15 protein-coding genes and 1 pseudogene are annotated in these 16,300 nt (G+C 68.9%); 11 read left to right on the top strand and 5 right to left on the bottom strand.

The features are described from left to right. Positions 1-263: 263 nt before the first annotated feature. A complete protein-coding gene (locus PBV52_RS25880) occupies positions 264-563 on the bottom strand; it encodes a hypothetical protein (protein WP_274241396.1) in 300 nt (99 codons plus the stop codon). Between the two features lie 514 nt (positions 564-1,077). Here PBV52_RS25880 and PBV52_RS25885 point away from each other — a divergent pair. From PBV52_RS25885 to PBV52_RS25895, 3 genes and pseudogenes are all read left to right on the top strand, one after another. After that, a complete protein-coding gene (locus PBV52_RS25885) occupies positions 1,078-1,608 on the top strand; it encodes a SigE family RNA polymerase sigma factor (RefSeq protein ID WP_274241397.1) in 531 nt (176 codons plus the stop codon). Then, on the top strand, positions 1,605-2,387 hold the full coding sequence (locus PBV52_RS25890) for a hypothetical protein (protein ID WP_274241398.1): 783 nt from the start codon (positions 1,605-1,607) through the stop codon (positions 2,385-2,387). Before PBV52_RS25885 ends, PBV52_RS25890 begins: the two co-directional genes overlap by 4 nt. A gap of 20 nt (positions 2,388-2,407) precedes the next feature. Beyond that, positions 2,408-2,914: pseudogene (locus PBV52_RS25895) on the top strand (non-reducing end alpha-L-arabinofuranosidase family hydrolase); the annotation flags it as partial. Between the two features lie 357 nt (positions 2,915-3,271). Here PBV52_RS25895 and PBV52_RS25900 read toward each other — a convergent pair. Further along, positions 3,272-5,143: an RICIN domain-containing protein gene (locus tag PBV52_RS25900; protein ID WP_373921907.1), complete on the bottom strand. Its 1,872-nt coding sequence runs from the start codon at positions 5,141-5,143 to the stop codon at positions 3,272-3,274. 820 nt (positions 5,144-5,963) lie between these two features. Between PBV52_RS25900 and PBV52_RS25905 the strand changes: the two genes are divergently transcribed. Continuing rightward, positions 5,964-6,581: an HAD family hydrolase gene (locus PBV52_RS25905; protein ID WP_274241399.1), complete on the top strand. Its 618-nt coding sequence runs from the start codon at positions 5,964-5,966 to the stop codon at positions 6,579-6,581. Positions 6,582-6,647: 66 nt separating this feature from the next. Here PBV52_RS25905 and PBV52_RS25910 read toward each other — a convergent pair whose 3' ends face one another. Continuing rightward, positions 6,648-7,658: a hypothetical protein gene (locus PBV52_RS25910; protein WP_274249575.1), complete on the bottom strand. Its 1,011-nt coding sequence runs from the start codon at positions 7,656-7,658 to the stop codon at positions 6,648-6,650. Between the two features lie 117 nt (positions 7,659-7,775). On the opposite strand from PBV52_RS25910, the gene PBV52_RS25915 reads away from it, so the two are divergent. From PBV52_RS25915 to PBV52_RS25925, 3 genes are all read left to right on the top strand, one after another. After that, entirely contained in the window at positions 7,776-8,432 is a 657-nt protein-coding gene (locus tag PBV52_RS25915) for a TetR/AcrR family transcriptional regulator (protein ID WP_274241401.1), read from the top strand. A gap of 286 nt (positions 8,433-8,718) precedes the next feature. Beyond that, entirely contained in the window at positions 8,719-9,705 is a 987-nt protein-coding gene (locus PBV52_RS25920) for an NAD-dependent epimerase/dehydratase family protein (RefSeq protein ID WP_274241402.1), read from the top strand. A 408-nt stretch (positions 9,706-10,113) separates the two neighbouring features. Continuing rightward, positions 10,114-10,473 (top strand): hypothetical protein, encoded by a 360-nt coding sequence (locus PBV52_RS25925; protein ID WP_274241403.1) that lies wholly within the window; start codon positions 10,114-10,116, stop codon positions 10,471-10,473. A gap of 620 nt (positions 10,474-11,093) precedes the next feature. On the opposite strand, the gene PBV52_RS25930 is transcribed toward PBV52_RS25925, so the two are convergent. Continuing rightward, positions 11,094-11,459 (bottom strand): hypothetical protein, encoded by a 366-nt coding sequence (locus PBV52_RS25930; protein WP_274241404.1) that lies wholly within the window; start codon positions 11,457-11,459, stop codon positions 11,094-11,096. A 14-nt stretch (positions 11,460-11,473) separates the two neighbouring features. Next, positions 11,474-12,730 carry a helix-turn-helix transcriptional regulator gene (locus tag PBV52_RS25935; protein ID WP_274241405.1) on the bottom strand — a complete coding sequence of 419 codons (1,257 nt, stop codon included), beginning with the start codon at positions 12,728-12,730 and terminating at the stop codon, positions 11,474-11,476. Between the two features lie 166 nt (positions 12,731-12,896). Here PBV52_RS25935 and PBV52_RS25940 point away from each other — a divergent pair, with 166 nt between their 5' ends. From PBV52_RS25940 to PBV52_RS25955, 4 genes are all read left to right on the top strand, one after another. Next, on the top strand, positions 12,897-13,268 hold the full coding sequence (locus PBV52_RS25940; protein WP_274241406.1) for a hypothetical protein: 372 nt from the start codon (positions 12,897-12,899) through the stop codon (positions 13,266-13,268). Positions 13,269-13,403: 135 nt separating this feature from the next. Next, complete coding sequence (locus PBV52_RS25945; RefSeq protein ID WP_274241407.1) at positions 13,404-13,532, top strand: hypothetical protein; 129 nt, start codon at positions 13,404-13,406, stop codon at positions 13,530-13,532. Positions 13,533-13,975: 443 nt separating this feature from the next. After that, entirely contained in the window at positions 13,976-15,448 is a 1,473-nt protein-coding gene (locus PBV52_RS25950) for an asparagine synthase-related protein (RefSeq protein ID WP_274241408.1), read from the top strand. Next, entirely contained in the window at positions 15,445-16,194 is a 750-nt protein-coding gene (locus tag PBV52_RS25955) for a trans-aconitate 2-methyltransferase (protein WP_274241409.1), read from the top strand. Before PBV52_RS25950 ends, PBV52_RS25955 begins: the two co-directional genes overlap by 4 nt. Positions 16,195-16,300: the final 106 nt, after the last annotated feature.

The following is a 16,300-nucleotide window of genomic DNA, read 5'->3' on the forward strand; positions in this document are numbered from 1 at the left end:
GATCCTCTGCGCTGCCCTCATCCAATGCCTCGACAGAGTTCGACACCCGCTTTGGGAGTGGGATCGAATCCTTGCCGGGTGCGCTCGTCGGTGCTATCTGATGTTGTTTTCCCTGGTCAGCAACATGCGGGCCGTGCACTCAATCCCGCGCATGACGCTCCGTCGCGGACGCCTCGGCAGCAAGGGGCAACCCTCAACACGCTGTCCAAATGTTCGTCTGGGGGTTCGGGACTGATCAGGAGTGCTCACCTGCTGGCGGCCACTCATCGAGTCTCACTCACGACCCGATAAGCCCCATGAGGCGGCTGGGAGGCGGCGGCGTGGCGGCGCGCGAGCAGGTCGCGGTGCCACCGCAGCACCGTGTCCGGACGCATCAGCAACCGCAGCCTGGGCGGCACGTCCTTCGGGAGCTGGTGCAGCGGCGCCGCCATGAATGCCCGATCACCCGGGTGGAACCGCACCCTCTTCTTGCCGAGTCGGCGGTCCAGGACGGTGATCTGATGGCGCAGGACGAGGATCTCGACGTCCTTGTCCCTGTCGCTCATCACCAGCAGACGCAGCATGGCGAACGCGTTCGTGACGCCGAAATGGTGCCAGTCGCAGCAGCACGGCCGATCACCATGTCGCAGCGATCGCCAACTGCGGGAGAGCACAGGCGCAAGCGGCCGGCAACTGGGAGCCGGAAGGCCGAGTCGAACTACCGGATGGACGGGCATGAGGGCAAACGAAGCACGCCGCGCCGCAACCGTAGGCGCGGACTGGTCACGGGCATTCCCTTGGCGCTGCTGGTCGTCGGGTGCCGGCGTGCCGTCCCCCCGGGAGCGGGACCGGTGTCATGATCACCGACATCTACGGGGAGCGGCTGACCGTCGACGGCACCGCCGTGCAGCCGGACGTCGCGCAGCCGACGGGCGTCCAGTTCGCCCGGCATTGACCAGCCCGCCGGACAGCCTTCACCGGTCCGCAACCGAGCACGACCGCCGTTCGAATCCCGGGCCGCGCACTGTTAGGCTGCGCCCCCTGTTGTTAAACATGCAACTAACGCGCACATCATCGCCAGGAGAGGGCGACGGAGGGATGCTCGTCGACGGCGCGTCCGCGGAGTTCCACGAATTCTTCGAACGCCACTATGCCGAACTCGCCCGTCTGGCACACCTCCTGACCGGCGAGACCGACGCGGCGGACGACCTCGCGGCGGATGCCCTGGTCGCCCTGTGGCAGCGCTGGGACCGGTTGCGGCAGGCCGACCACCCGCTCGCCTACGCCCGCGGTGTGGTGGCCAACCTGGCGCGCGGACGGATCCGCAGCGCGGTGCGCGAGCGACGCCGGATCACGCTGTTCTGGTCCCGCAGCCCCGAGAAGGTGGACGGGCCGGACATGGCGGCCGTGCTGGACGTCCGCGCGGCGCTCGCCCGGCTGCCGTTCCGCAAGCGTGCCTGCGTGGTGCTGCGGCACGCCTTCGACCTGTCGGAGAAGGACACGGCGGCAGCGCTGGGCATATCGGTCGGCACGGTGAAGAGCCAGACCTCGAAGGGAATGGCCGAGCTGGAAAGGATACTGGGCGCACGAGCGGTCGGGGACCTGGTGGCAGGGAGGAGGAACCGGTGAACGACGAGATCGCACGTCGGCTGCGCGAGGCCGCCGAGGCGCACCGGCCCGACCGCGCGAGGATGCTGGCCCGGGTGCAACGCGGCATGGCCGGCCCCGCCGTCCGTCACCGCGCGCGGCCGTTCGCGAGGTCTGGGACCAGGGTCGCGCTCGCCGGGCTCGCCACCGTCGGCATCCTGGCGACCGGCGGCCTCGCCGTCGCCGCCATCGTCGTGACCCCGTCGCCGTCGGCCACCGTGACCACGCCTGCCACCCCGTCCCCGACCGTCAGCTCCCCGCACCCGACATCGGGCCGCCCCACCCCTGTTGCGCCGGCCCCGGCCACCCCGGGCAGGGCGCGCCCGACTCCGCCGGCCACCAGTCCATTGCCGACCGCCGGCGAGAGCCAGAACGGGCCGCTGTGGTCGGCCGGCTCGGTGGACCCGCACAGCACCGTCTACTGGACGCAGAACAACCTCGCCCTCAAGACGACCCGGCCGCTCACCTCGCTCACGATCGAGATGCGGATCGTGCAGACCGGCGGGGTGAAGAACACCGGCACCTGGCAGACCTCGCCGAGTGGTGACTTCACCGTCACCGCCCAGGAGGCCGACGGCACGCTGGTCTACCGCTGGGTCCTCAAACCGGGCCTGACCGTGCCAGCCGGGAGCTATGAGTTTGCCGCCCAGTTCGACAACGGCACCGGCGTGCGCAGTGCCGCGCGCGACGGCTACCGCGTCGACGCGCAGGGTTCGGGCGGCTCCGTGTCGGTCCGGGGAGGGTTCGTCCCGACCCGGTGAACGCCGCTGTGCGGCAAGGGGACGAGACCCTGATCGCTGACGGCCAGAACATGTACCTGTTCTTCGCCGGCGACAACGGCAAGATCTACCGGGCGAGCATGCCGATCGGGAACTTCCCGGGCAACTTCGGCTCGTCGTACACGACGGTCATGAGCGATTCGACGAAGAACCTGTTCGAGGCGCCGCAGGTCTACAAGGTTCAGGGCCAGAACCAGTACCTCATGATCGTCGAGGCTCGGGGTGCGAACGAGCAGCGCTACTTCCGCTCGTTCACCGCCTCCAGCCTGAGTGGTTCCTGGACCCCGCAGGCCGCCGGCGAGAGCAAACCCTTCGCGGGCAAGGCCAACAGCGGTGCCACCTGGACCAACGACATCAGCCACGGCGACCTGGTCCGCAACAACCCCGACCAGACCATGACCATCGACCCCTGCCACCTGCAGTTCCTCTACCAGGGCAAGTCCCCCACCGCGATCGGCCCCTACGACCGACTGCCGTGGCGGCCGGGTGTCCTCACCCTGCAGCGCTGACCCGCCTGATCCACGGTGATGGCGATCGGGTGCGGTGCACCGGCGCGTAGACGAGCGGTCTACGGCGTGGGCACCTCCACCCGCTGACCGCTGCTCACCGCCTCGAGGAACCCCAGCCGTGCGCCGGCTGGGGTTCCAATCGTTTGGGGACCAGGCGGAGGCTCGGCGAGGCTTGTCGGGCTGATGGGTGGGCTCCTGGTCCTGCGTCAGCACGATCATCCCCTTCGCCAAGGCTGCCTCGATCGGCGCCCGCACCGACGGCGGCATGGCCGGCGCCGACGGGAGAAGGCCTCAGCCCGACGCAGACGACGAAATGCGCCCCCATCGAAGAGATGGGGGCGCATTCGCCGGCTTCGCCTACTTGAGTCGTGTACCACCCGAGTTGTGATACGCGATCGTCTTGCGGATCAGGTTTCCGCCGTCGGTCTCAGGCGTCGTCTGCTCCGTCCACCCCGCACCGAACAGCAGGCCGGCGATGTGGGCGTTCGCCACCTGGTCCATGTGGCCGAAGAGCCAGTCCACCTTGTCGTCCTTGAAGTGGCCGGGAGTGTTGTTCCCCGCCATGTTGCCCACGGGGATCTGCCACAGGACCACCGGCTTGCCCACGGACTCGGCCATCGTCTTCCAGAACTTCAGCGAGGCGGCGGCCTTCTGGTCGGTCCAGAAGGTGTCACGGCTGCCGTGGGCCGGCTGTGCGTACCAGCCCGCGTCGCGGTCCGACACATCGGTGACCAGGAAGTCGGCGTTCTTCGCCCCGAGGTCCGCGTAGTCCTTGACGCACTTCTGGAGGTTGCTCTCCCAGTCGAAGCAGGAGAGGTGCAGCCCCACGGCGGCGTTCGGCGCGTACTTGTGCGCCATGTGAATCAGGCACTGGGCGAGTCCGGCGGCGCTGTTCTCCTGCGATCCGCAGTCCGTCGGGTTGGCGCCCGAGACCTGCGAGGGAACCTGGTGCAGATTGCCGAGCGACCGGGCGAAGCCCCAGAAGTCGGGCTCCAGGTCGATCATGTCGTGGGACTTGCCGATCTTCTGGAGGAAGAACCGGTAGTCGTTCAGGTACATGGTGAGCAGGTCACGCCTGTTGATGGCCTTGACCTCGCCCGGGCCGTCACCCTCGCCTGCCATGTCCCCGAGGTCGCGCAACGAGTACCAGGTCCAAAGATACTTCTGCGGTCGCGACTTGCCCTGGTACGTCGCCTTGGCCGCCACGCTGTCCTGCCAGGTCACCTGGTTTCCGGGCGCCGTGCTGCTGCCGCCCCAGCAGCCCCACCAGCCCGACCACTCATCCTTGCAACGCGACGCCGTATAGGCGGCCGACGTGGGCGCGGGCTGGCTGTGTATATAGGCGTAGCGCACGTCGAACGGCGCGGCGTTCGCCGAGGCGTCAGTCATCGAACCGCCGATGAACACCTTGTCGCTGCCCATGAAACGTGTCGTCGAGCTGCCGTTGGTGGGGGTCGGAGACGTCGGCGGCGACGCCGGAGCGCTGCCGCTCGGAGCCGGGCTCGCCGGAGTGCTGCCGCCGGGCGCGGGCGTGCTGCCGGAGTTCCCCGGCTTCCCGGTGCCGCCGGCGACGCTACCGGCCGCGACGAGCTTCCACTGCTGGTTGGCACCGCCCCGGTCGCGGTTCTGGACGACGTCGCCCCCGTTGGCCTTGGTGGCGTTCTTGACACCGACAGCCATGCCACTGAAGCGATTGACCAAACGCACGTAGCCGTCCGACGACTTGGCCAGTTTGAACTGCTGGTTGGTGGCGTTCAGGTCTTTCCACTGCACGATGGCGGAGCCGACGGTCTTCGACCAGCCGAAGTCGTCCAGCACCTTGCCGGAGGTCCGGTTCTGCAGCCGGTAGTACCCGTCACCCGAGTCGACGAACCGCCACTGCTGGTTGGCCCCGCCGTGACGGCTCCACTGCACCACCGCCGCGCCGTCGTTCTTGGCGGAGCCGCGGTCGTCCAGCACCTTGCCGCTGTTGCGGTTGACCAGCACGTACCACTTCTTCAGATCCAGGGTTTTCTGCTGCGCCGAAGCCTGGTTGACCACGACAGCCGAGCCGGCCACGACCACCATGGCGAGACCCGCCCAGAAACCCCGACGCGCGAGCAACCGACGGCCACGATGCTTCGGGCGGTCACCGCGCGCGCCGCCGTCGGCACGGTGGCCGCCGACGCGGGACGCCACCGATGACGTGGGTGGGCCGGGGACATGTCTGTGCTCTCGTTCCAGGGACATGCCTGTGCTCTCTTTCAGCCGTTGCATCTGACCGGACCACTTGGCCGGACAACGCTTAGTGGTCCGAGAGGCCGAAAAGGTTGCCGCGAAGATCCACAGATTTTTTCGCCTTGACCGCTTCCCGTTCGCTGCGGAGCACGGCACGCCTGACGCCGGTGGTGGCGAACGCCTGATGGCTGGTCGGGGAAGGTGGGGGACAGCAGCGCGATCCCGACCCGGCAAGGCCGCTCCGAGCGCCTCGCCGACCTTGCGGCAGGGCATTCCCGTGCTGCCCTTCCACACCCAATGCGCTTGTGGACCACCTGGCCGCCCAACGAGAAGCCCACCATCCTGGACCCCACCCGTGACCGCCGGCATCTCCGACACCCTCGCCCTGGGCATCCTGTGCGAGGGGTACGGCATGTACTGGAAACGCGACCGCTGATCACCCCACACAGCAAAAAGGCCCGGGTCTCTGACCTGGGCCTTAGTCATGGAGCGGGTGACGAGAATCGAACTCGCGCTCTCAGCTTGGCAAGCGACGGCGCTTGGGGAGTCGGATAGCTTCTGGCCTGGGCATATGCGCTCTGCTGTGGGGCTCGGGAGCGCAGGATCGCACCGCTGTTGACCGTGGTTTACCGGTCTTACGGGCACGCTATGGGCACGCCGTCGACTCGAAGGCGTGGAAGGCCCCTCTTGGTGGCTGGCGAGCGGCCGTGCCTTGAAAGCGAGCGTTGGCCGGAAGAGCGCGTTGCAGGAGCACATGAAGGACGGCTCAGCGGCGACCGAACAACTCGAACAGCGTTGGCGGTTGATCTGACAGATGGCATGATCGCCGTTCATGGACACGCTGCCGTTCGACGCGGTGCTGTGCGACTTCGACGGAGTCGTGCACCTGTGGGATCCCGACGGGATGGCCTCGCTGGACCGGGCCTGGGGCCTGACCGAGGGCACGCTCGCAGCAGCAGCGTTCGATGGCGAGCTTCTGCAGGCAGCCGTCACGGGACGTCTGAGCGACGAACAGTGGCGGGGCCAGGTCGCCCAGGCCCTGGCCCCGGTCTGCGGATCACCGGAACGGGCCCGGGGGCTCGTCGAGGCATGGAGCGGGCTCACCGGCCGGGTCGACCCTGACGTTGTGGATCTGCTCGCCGTGCTCCGCACGAGGGTGCCGGTGGTCCTGGTCTCCAACGCGACGACCCGGCTGGAGGCATATCTTTCCGCGATCGGGTTGGACGAGGCGTTCGACGTAGTGATCAACACAGCCCGGATCGGGGTGGCCAAGCCCGACCGGCGCGTCTTCGACATAGCCGCCCAGCGGGTCGGAGCCGATCTCAAGCGTTGTCTGTTCGTCGATGACACCGCCGCCCATGTCACCGCAACACAGGCGGCAGGGGCGACCGGCGTGCACTACCAGCACATCAAGCAACTGCGCGCCGCGGCCGCACCGCTACTGGACTGACCGGCCACCCGCCCCCCTACGACGCTGGCTTCGAGTGTTGCTGCTCCTCACCGACACAACCACCTGTCATCTCCGGTACCGCTGCGCCACTGCCGCGAAGGCGGCCTTGGGTTCCCATTCCATGTCGGGGTAGGTCTGCCCCCGGCGCCCTTCGAGGAGTTTGACGATGCCCAGGCCGGCCCGGTCCAAGTCGTCCCGGGGATCGCCGTCGGGGCGGTGCGGGTAGCCGGGCAAGGCGAACAGGAACACGAACGCGCTGTCCACGCCCTCGGTCTCGAAGATCTCCAGCAGTTCGCTCAGATATGCGGCCTGGCCGGCCTCGTCACGCTCGTATATGCCGTTCAGCCGTACTGGTGCCTTGGTTTCCGGGTCGTACTCGACCACTTCCAGCACCCGCCCACCGCGGTCTCCCGCGCCGCGGTAGGCCGCGGTGCCGAACCCGGTGATGGCGAGCGGCTTCGGGCCTTGGGCCAGGGAGCGCACCGCGTCCCGGAACCGGTCGGCGACCCCGGCGGAGCGGATCAGCTCGAACGTCACCAGGTCGAAGGGAGTCCAGTCGACCTGCTCGAACTGGATGGATGCGTAGGTGAGCTCGCCCTGGAAGCACGCGCGGACCGTGGCCGCGGCGTCGCCGAGGAATGCGTTGATGCGCACGCCCAGCTCACGCATCGCTTCGGCCCGCCGCTCGGGTTGGCTCATCAGCTGCTCGACCCGTTCCTCGGGGCTCTCCCCGGGCAGGAACCCGCGGTTCATCACGCTCAGCTCGACCCCTGCGACGAACACGACTGTGGCCCCCTGCTGCCGGAGCCGTTCCGCTCGCTCGGCGCAGTCGCGGAGCAGCGTGAGGATCCGCTCCGGGTCCAGCTCCAGCGGATAGGGCGAGAACCAGACCTCCAGGCCGAGCCCGGCGGCGGCACCGGCGGCCAGCTCCAAGCGGTCCGGGGCACCGCCGATGATCTGGACCGCGTTGCAGTGCAGGTCGTCGCGGATGACGGCGAGCTCGCGCCGGACCACCGCGGGGTCGAAGTGCTCGCGGGATATCCGGCCGTGCACGACGAATCCGGTGTCGTAGGTCATTCCTCTTGCTCGCATCGTGGTGACGTCCTCCCTGTCGGTCTCGGTCGGGCCGACGCTGACAGGAAAAGTGCGTGCACGCAAGTTTGCGTGCACGCACCAGTGTGGAACGCTGACACCGTGACGACGCCACCACCCGGGCTGCGGGAGCGGAAGAAGCAGGCCACGCGCGAGGCGCTACGCGAGGCGGCCCTGCGCCTGGCCGTGGAGCGCGGACCGGACCAGGTGCGGGTCGAGGACATCGCCGAGGCGGCCGGGGTCTCGCCGCGCACCTACAACAACTACTTCGCCAGCCGCGAGCAGGCGATCGTCTCCGCTGTCACCGCGGACCGGGAGGCGCAGATCGCGGCGGCGGTGGCGGCCCGGCCCGCAGAAGTGCGCCTGGCTGACGCCGTCACCGAAGCAGTGGTCGAGCAGTACACGAACACCGGTGAGCACGAACACCGGGCGCTGCTGCTGATCACCACCCGGACCGCGCTGCTCGACGCGTTCCTCGACGCCACCGCCGGCATCGAGCCCCCTCTCACGGCGGTGATCGCCGAACGCATCGGTGACGCCGGAGCGCACACAGCCCGCGTTCTCGCGGCAAGCGTGGCCGCAGCGGTGCGCATCGCGCTGGAAGGCTGGCTCCAGCCGGCCGAGAACGCAGAGGCCGCCGGGAGTCTCGGTGCCGGAGGACTGGTCGTGCCCTCCGGCTCACTGCCCGACCAGCTCCGCGCGGCACTGTCCCCGCTCACGCCCGCGTTCGACGCCGCCGAGCGACGCGCCCAGCCGTGAAGTCGACCCGACTGGGGCATCTGCTGGACAAACAGTAGATCCGGAACATGCCGATGCGCCCGGCCGTCATCATCCTCGTCAGCCGATGCAACCGTAGATGACGATGCGTCAGCTCGCGATCTACGACTGAAGTACCAGTACTCCAGTGCGACTTCGTGATCGGGTGTTTGGATGCCTCGGCGGGGGCGACGTTATTGCCCGAGGGTTGAGATCGATCTGACGGCTGACCATCTGCTGTCAGCGAATCCGCCTGGCCGGGCGGTGATCCCGGTGCTTGTGTGTCGGTATGGAGATCCTGGTTCTGGGCGGAACGGCATGGGTGGCTCGGGAGCTGTCGCGGCAGGCGATCGAACGCGGCCATCGGGTGACCTGCCTCGCGCGTGGCGAGAGCGGAGAAGTCGCGGACGGAGCGACACTGGTCGCCGCCGACCGGCGCGATCCGTCGGCGTACGAGCCCCTGCTCGACCGCGTATGGGACGCGGTCGTCGAGGTGTCATGGCAGCCGGGCTTCGTTCGTGGAGCGCTCGACGTGCTGGGCAGCAAGGCCGGGCACTGGGCGTATGTCTCGTCCGGCAACGCCTACGCCTCCCACGCCACGCTGGGGGCGGACGAGTCCGCGGCCCTGCTCACCCCGACCGACCAGGGCGAGGTCGACCGCGAGTTGTACGGCGAGGCGAAGGTCGCCTGCGAGCAGGCGTCGACGGCCGCTGTGGGCGACCGCCTCCTCATCGCACGAGCCGGGCTCATCGGCGGCCCGGGCGATCACAGCGGGCGTTCCGGCTACTGGGTCGCCCGCGCCGCACGCGATCCGCGAGGGCCGATGCTGGTCCCCGACACACCGGCCGTGCCCACCCAGGTGGTCGACGTGCGGGACCTCACCTCCTGGCTGCTCGACTCCGCGGAGACGGGAACCACCGGCACATACAACGCTGTCGGCCCGGTCGTTCCGTTCGAAGAGTGGATCGAGCTGTCCCGCGCCGCCGGCGGGCACACCGGTCCGGTGGTCACCGCCGAATCGGCGTGGCTGCTCGCCAACGGCGTGGCCCAGTACATGGGGTCCGAATCGCTGGCGATGTGGCTGGTTGAGCCGGGCTGGGAAGGGTGGTCGGCCCGGGACGGGTCCTCGGCGCGCGCCGCGGGGCTGCGTCACCGGCCCCCGGCGGAGATGCTGGCCGACACGCTGCGCTGGGAACGCGAGCAGGGGCTGGACCGGGAAAGGCGCGCAGGCCTCAGCGCGCAGCGCGAGCGCGAGTTGCTCGACGCCCTCGGCTGACGGCGCTGGACCGGTCTCGCACACCCGAGCGTCTGTACAGGCGCCTTCCGTTCTGACTTCCCGATCTCGTGGTGGGCCCGGCCGAGAACCGGTACGGCCACCGCGTGATCATCGAGGGTTGTGTGGACTCCTGAAGATCGTGCGGTGCTCACAGGCCATAGCGTGGACCCTGCCCGCTGGCGGGCGATGTTCGACCAGGTTATGGCCCGAATCGCGGGCCGGTTCGGGCGAGTTGAGCCCCGGGCCGCGGCCTGTTCCTACCTGCTCGGGCGAAGGGCCAGTCCTCGGCGGGGTGCAGAGGCAACGGCGTGGCCCACCTGGTCCCATGACCCCGAACGCCGCAGCGCGGCTGGGATACCCGAGGCGGTGCAATTCGCCACCAAGCCCCGTTTGCCCTGGAGGTGATCGGTGCTGCCCTCGAGGCACGCGGCAGGCGGCACCGGCTACGTGCTGGCCGTCGCCTGCTCGATGCGAGTGGGAATCAACCACGGCCGCACTGCCGTCCGCGCGGACACCGTCGCCGCCCGACTGCCCGCCACGGCCTGGCAGCGGCACAGCGCCGGCAACGGCACGAAGGGGCCGCGGTACCACGACTGGGCCTGGATCCACACCGGCACCGACAGCCACCACCACCTGCTGATCCGACGCAACCAGACCACCGGCGAACTCGCCTTCCACCTGTGCTGGTCACCCACCGAAGTGCCCCTGTCCGAACTGGTCCGCGTCGCCGGTGCCCGCGGAGGGCACGCAACGCCCAAATTGGACTAGACAACAAACAAACCCCAGGCCACTGACCTGGGGTTTCATCATGGAGCGGGTGACGAGAATCGAACTCGCGCTCTCAGCTTGGGAAGCGACGGCGCTTGCGGAGGCGAATAGCTTCTGACCTGGGTGTATGTGCTGTGACGTGACGTCCGAGGGTGCGGGATCGCACCGCTGTTGACCGTGGTTTACCGGTCTTATGGGCACGCTATGGGCACGCGGTTGGCTCGGAGGTGCGGGGAGCGCTTCTCACGGGCTGACGGAAAGCCGGCTTCCGGAGACGAGCCTCGGTCGGCAAGGTGCCGTTGCAGGAGCACATGGAATCATCGATGTCCCGGTCGTGCGTGGCGGGTCAAGAGTGGCTGAGAGGTCTGCTACTCCGGCACAACGACTCCGTTAACCGTCTGCCCGGGCGCAGGAGCCGGGATCTTCTGCATGCGCACCTTCGTCTTCGCCGTCAACGCTGGCCAGCCGGACAGCATCTGCCGCGACGGCGACCTGATGCGCCAGCAGAATCCGGTGACTGCGGTCGGGCGCTCATGTCCTAGGCCACGGGACGAAGGGTCGGCACCAGCACCATCGCAGGCAGCGCACCCAGGGGCGATTCCCCTCCAGCGAGTGCGGGGCTACTTCGAGGCGTCTTCGATGGCCTCGAAGATGTCGGCGTCGGTTTCCTTCTGCCAGTCGGGCAGGTCGGGCCAGTCGGCCACGTAGCCGGGCTTGGGGTCGTCGAAGTGCTTGTACATCTGCGCGGTCCAGCAGGTCGCGACGAAGCGGCTCTTCTGCTCGCGGGTAAGCCGGGAGGCGTGGCGGTCGCTGAGGTCGAGGAACTGGCGCACCTGCTCGTACACGGCCCCGGCGGCCTGGCGCTCCCACTCCGGTGTCTCTTCCCAGGGGGTGATGTAGCCGGGCTTCGGTTCGCCAGGGAAGTGCTTTCGAACGCCGGTGATCCAAGCCTCGCGGAACACGCGTGCGCCCTCGATCTGCGACATGCCTTCCCCTCTCGTCACGTCGTGCACAGTGCGTCGATCTCGGCGCCCAGTTCGACCACACGAGCGTCGCGGGCGAGGGGGCCGAGGTCGGTTCGTAGCCCCTGGAGTTTACGGGCGACGTAGCCGGAGGACGTCGCTCGGGCGAGTTGCAGGGCCTCGCGGCCGTAGGTGAGGACCTGGTCCGGGTCGTGCCGCTTGGCGCCGATGGACGCGAGGTCGGTCAGGACGGCGCCGCGGCGCCGGAAGGACTGCCCGGAGGCGAGTACGTCCTGGCGCAAAGCAGCGGTGAGGGCCTTCTCGGCGAGGTCGAGGCGGCCGAGTTGGAGGTAGCGGGCGCCGCGTTCCTCGGCGAGGCGGGAGCCGTCGAAGCGGAGCCAGCCGCCGTTGTGGAACGGGCCGCCCAGGTCCGTGACCTTCTCCGCCTCGTCCAAGGCGCGCTCGCAGGCGGACAGGTTCCCGAGTCCGGCATACGCCTCGGCTTGAACGGAGGCGACCCAGTGGCGGGTGGACAGGGAGCTGTCTCCTCGCCGCGCCACCCGCTCAGCCGCCGAGAGTGCGGTGGCGGCCTCGGCGTAACGCCGTTCGTACAGATCGACGTATGCGTGTCGGACCAGGGCGCATGCCCAGAGGTCGTACGACTGGGCTTCCTTGCTCGCGGAGGCGGCGAGCGTGTAGGACGCCGCTGCGTCGGTGTAGCGGTTGCCGTCGAAGGCCAGCTCACCGGCGAGCTGGAAGAGGTCGCCGGCCGCGCCGCACAGGGCCTGGGATTCAGATGCCGGCTGGCCGTCGAGGGTGTCGTTGAGCGTGGTGAGCTGGTCGCGGACGATCGGGTACACGGAGCCCTTGGCGCGGGCGAGTTGATACACCTGCCACAGGTGGCCGTTCATGCGCAGGAAGTCCTCGGACGTCCCGCGGTGGGCTCCGTCGGTGAGGGCGGCGCTGTCGTCGGCGGGCAGGGCCACGAGGGCGCTGGTGACGGCTATGGCGCGCAGAAACTGGCGTCGGATCATGTCGTCGGGGTCCCCTGAGCCGTGGTGGTCGCGAGGCGGCGACCCTGCCGACTCCGGACGGGCTGCTTGTGGCTGTCCCACCAGGGCGTCGAGTTCATCAAGGTCGAGGTGCAGCAGCTCGGCCAGCCGTGGCCGTAAGGGCGGCTGGGGTGTGGTGGTCCGGGTCTCCCAGCGGCCGATCGTGCGCCGGTCGACGCCGAGGGCGTGCGCGAGCTCTTCCTGACTGTAGCCCAGCGCCCTGCGCCGCTCCGCAAGCCCCATGCCACCCCCTTTCCACGTTCCCGTCCGTGTCTACCCTGGCGGCGCTGATCTGTCCCATGAGTGTCCCAGGAGTGCCTCATGGATGCCGTGGTCCGCGCCAACCCGCTCCGGTTTTCTGGACGTTGTCAGCCACGACAACGGTGGACACCGGAGAAGGGGTGCGGGCATGGGAACACAGAGCGCCATGTCGTCCGAGGCTGCGCAGCTCCCGATCGTCATGGAGGCGGTCGACGAGAGCGTGGCCACCGCGCTTGCCGTCGGGCTGGCGATGCCCGAGCGCCCGATGATCGACGCGACGACCCGGGATCTGGTTGGTCACCTCAGAGCGCTGATGGCCGAGGACCTGGGCTTCGACGAGGACCCGGCCGTGCAGGCGCTGTTCCGGGAGGGCTACCGGGTTCTCGACCTGACGCGCCGGCCCACCGCGGAGTCCACTCACTTCGGTGCCTACCAGTACATGCGTGAAGTCGGCCTGCTCACCAGGCGCTTCGCCGACGTCTACCGCGAGTCGCAGGAACAGGACGAAGCCGATGCCTGACGAAGCCCCCATCGAACTGCCCATGCGTCCACCCGGAGCGACCCTGCCTGACCAGAAGCGGGCAAGGCGCCTCTTCATCAGTTCACCCGGCCTCCCGCCCGTCGTCCGGCAACCCGAGAAGGGTCACCGCGAACAATGAAGAACAGCCAGCGCAGCAACCGGCGCCGTGGCCCCTATGGCTGGCGCCAGTGGCTGCTGTCAGCTCTGATCATCGCCTCCACCGCACCGGTCGCCTGGGCCTTCTGGTACTTCGACCGCTCCTAGCCCTCGACGGGCACTCACTGACTCCCGCTCTGGCTGCGCGAGCCCTCAGGGAGACCCGGCTCCCCACCGGGGCGGGCTCAACAACTCCCCAGCGGCCAGGGCGGGATCCCACCACGGCACACCGGCGCCCTGCCGCCGTGGCAGCAGCACCCGATGAACCCCCGTCTTGGCCGCCGGGTCTGCCCGCGGCCGGGACGGGTCCAGGGCTCCGCACTTCGCGGGGCTCATCCACTCACTCCGTAGGAGAGGAACGACCATGAACATCGACGACCTGTTCACCGGCCACCTGATCACCGGCGTCCCCAGCATGGACGCAGCGCTGCTCGACAAGATGCCCGGCGGTGGCGACAACAACGGCGACCACTGCAGCTGATCAGCCCATGAACGCGGTGGAGCAGGGTTGAGCACCCTGCTCCACCGCCCCATGACCGAGGGGGAAGCAGGTGCTTTCGTTTCGTGTGCGGCTGGCCGACACCCGAAGCACAGCCTGGCGCTGGGACACAGACCGGTGGGTCAACGGGCAGAGCTGGATCAGACCCGCTCACGTAGCCGCCCTGGAAGCCGAACTTGTGCCGGGCGATGGATCCGGCGTCCACGCGCTGGTGAGGGAGGACAAGGGCGGGGAGGTGGACTTCACGTCCCTGTTCCTGCGCCCGGACGAGGTTCAGGTTTCAGCGGGTGTGTTCGGCACCGCGCCGCTGTACCTCGTCGCGGCCGGAGAAGACCTGTACGGCTCATGGGACTTAGCTGACCTACGACCCCACCTGCGACCCGACCGACTCAATCCCCGGGCCATGGCGCGCACCTTGACTCGCCGACATCGCTACAGCCCCGACACCCTCTTTGACGGCGTGTACCGGCTCACGGAACGCGCCACGGCCCTCTTCACGACCGCGGGACTCACGCTCCTCTACCCCGAGCCCGCGCAGCACGTGCTGGAGCCTCGAAGGCTGCGCGCGGGTGTTGACCCGGTGGAGGCGTTCGATGCGCTGCTGACCGAGGCCGTGGCCGGGTGGCGTTCTACGGTGAGCTGCGTCGGCGTGGAGGTGTCCGGCGGGGCCGACTCGGGCAACGTGGCTCTCTCGGCCGCCGCGGCCGGCTTCGGCTCCGTCCACACGTTCGGGCTGCTCATAGGCGGACGAATCGGTCGGCTTCAGCAGGACCGTCGCCGCAGGTTGGTGGATCACTTCGGGCTGTGGGACACCGCTGTCCCGGCCATGCAGTACCCGCCGTTCGTGCCCGGTGGAGTACGGGAGCGCGGATTGCCGCACGACCCGGCGGGAGCCTTCTATCAGGAGGCGTTCGACGTCTTGCGCGGGCACGTGGCCGCCCACGGTTGCGAGGTGATCTTCACGGGGGGTGGTGGAGACGAAGTCAATGCCTGTCACTCCCGTACAGGCGCCGAACTCCCCGCGGCGGAGCCCGTCCCGTGGCTCGGGGATACGGCAACCGAAGCCCTGCCCCAGGTGGACGAGGACCTCGCCCCGATCCCCGTGCTCCCGGTACCCACGCTCATGGCATTCGGCCTGCACAACCCTGCCTACCTAGGGCTCGGAATCTGGCCCGTCGCTCCACTCGTCCACCCCCGAGTCGTCCGCTTCATGGAGCAGCTGCCGCAGGAGCACAAGCGGGGCAAGGTGATGTTCCGCGACCGCCTGCGGCGCGCGGGACTGCCCGAGTCCGTCGCGGCCCCGACCGAACCGGAGAACTTCCTCGCGGTCATGGAGTCGGGCCTGCGAAGCTACGGCCTTCCGCTCCTGGACGACATGCTCCGCGAGTCGCTGCTGGTCGACCTCGGCTACGTTGATCCCGTCGCCCTGGCCCGAGCCCGGGAGCACGCCGAGCGAGCCCCCGTGGTGCCTGACCTGCTGTGCGACACACTCGCCCTGGAAGTCGGACTCCGGAGCCTTGCATGAGCAGCCTGGACATCGTGGAGGCAGAACGCCTCGAAGCGTCGAACCTTTTCTACCGGGACCCCGCGCTGTACGACGACGTGCAGTCCGCCAGCGACAGTGCGAGCATCTGCCGGGAACTCATCTACCGGCACTGCCCGGAAGCCCGGACGCTGCTGGACTTCGGCTGCGGCACCGGAAGAGACCTGGAGCTGCTTGCCCGGCGCTTCGACTGCGTCGGCGTTGATCTCCAGCCCGGCCTGGTCGACTACGCCCGCCGCACGCGCCCCGGACTCGACGTCCGGGTCGGGGACATGCGCTCCGTCCGACTCGGCCACACCGCCGACGTCCTGGTGTGCCTGGGCAACTCGCTCGCCTACGTGCACGACAACGCGGACGTCCGGGCAGCGTTCCAGACCTTCGCCGCGCACGCGCACCCGGACACCCTGCTCGTCTTGTGCTCTCCAGTGGCCCCGATCGAGTCCCGCAGCTCTCAACAGGCCCGCGTCGACACCCGCCTCGGGGCCGCCACGGTGACCATCAGCTACGAGTGGGACCTGCGAACACAGATCAACACCATGCGCCGACACTGGGTATTCGACTCGGGCGAGGAGTGCCACGATGCCATCCGGCGGCGTGTTCTCGGCCCTCGCGAACTGGAGCTGCATGCGCTCCTCGCCGGTTTCGAGGTCTTTGAGATCGTCAACGAAGCTGGCGCACTGCCTGTCCTGGGTCCAGGCGCCTACACGGTGGCTCGCTATCAGGGGTAAGGCTCCGGCCAATGCCGCCGCGACATGGCGGGAAGGAGACGGGGCCGCCCTCCAGCACGTGCTGAACCCCCAACCGCACAGCATCGAGGGCATCCGAAAAGGACCA

This window comes from Streptomyces sp. T12, from assembly GCF_028736035.1.
GTDB lineage: Bacteria > Actinomycetota > Actinomycetes > Streptomycetales > Streptomycetaceae > Streptomyces.

Bases quoted from the DNA above. Each gene is read 5' to 3' on its own strand.
- PBV52_RS25880 (WP_274241396.1), bottom strand. From the start codon at position 563: ATGCTGCGTCTGCTGGTGATGAGCGACAGGGACAAGGACGTCGAGATC.
- PBV52_RS25885 (WP_274241397.1), top strand. From the start codon at position 1,078: ATGCTCGTCGACGGCGCGTCCGCGGAGTTCCACGAATTCTTCGAACGC.
- PBV52_RS25900 (WP_373921907.1), bottom strand. From the start codon at position 5,143: ATGTCCCTGGAACGAGAGCACAGACATGTCCCCGGCCCACCCACGTCA.
- PBV52_RS25905 (WP_274241399.1), top strand. From the start codon at position 5,964: ATGGACACGCTGCCGTTCGACGCGGTGCTGTGCGACTTCGACGGAGTC.
- PBV52_RS25910 (WP_274249575.1), bottom strand. From the start codon at position 7,658: ATGACCTACGACACCGGATTCGTCGTGCACGGCCGGATATCCCGCGAG.
- PBV52_RS25920 (WP_274241402.1), top strand. From the start codon at position 8,719: ATGGAGATCCTGGTTCTGGGCGGAACGGCATGGGTGGCTCGGGAGCTG.
- PBV52_RS25930 (WP_274241404.1), bottom strand. From the start codon at position 11,459: ATGTCGCAGATCGAGGGCGCACGCGTGTTCCGCGAGGCTTGGATCACC.
- PBV52_RS25935 (WP_274241405.1), bottom strand. From the start codon at position 12,730: ATGGGGCTTGCGGAGCGGCGCAGGGCGCTGGGCTACAGTCAGGAAGAG.
- PBV52_RS25940 (WP_274241406.1), top strand. From the start codon at position 12,897: ATGGGAACACAGAGCGCCATGTCGTCCGAGGCTGCGCAGCTCCCGATC.
- PBV52_RS25945 (WP_274241407.1), top strand. From the start codon at position 13,404: ATGAAGAACAGCCAGCGCAGCAACCGGCGCCGTGGCCCCTATGGCTGG.
- PBV52_RS25955 (WP_274241409.1), top strand. From the start codon at position 15,445: ATGAGCAGCCTGGACATCGTGGAGGCAGAACGCCTCGAAGCGTCGAAC.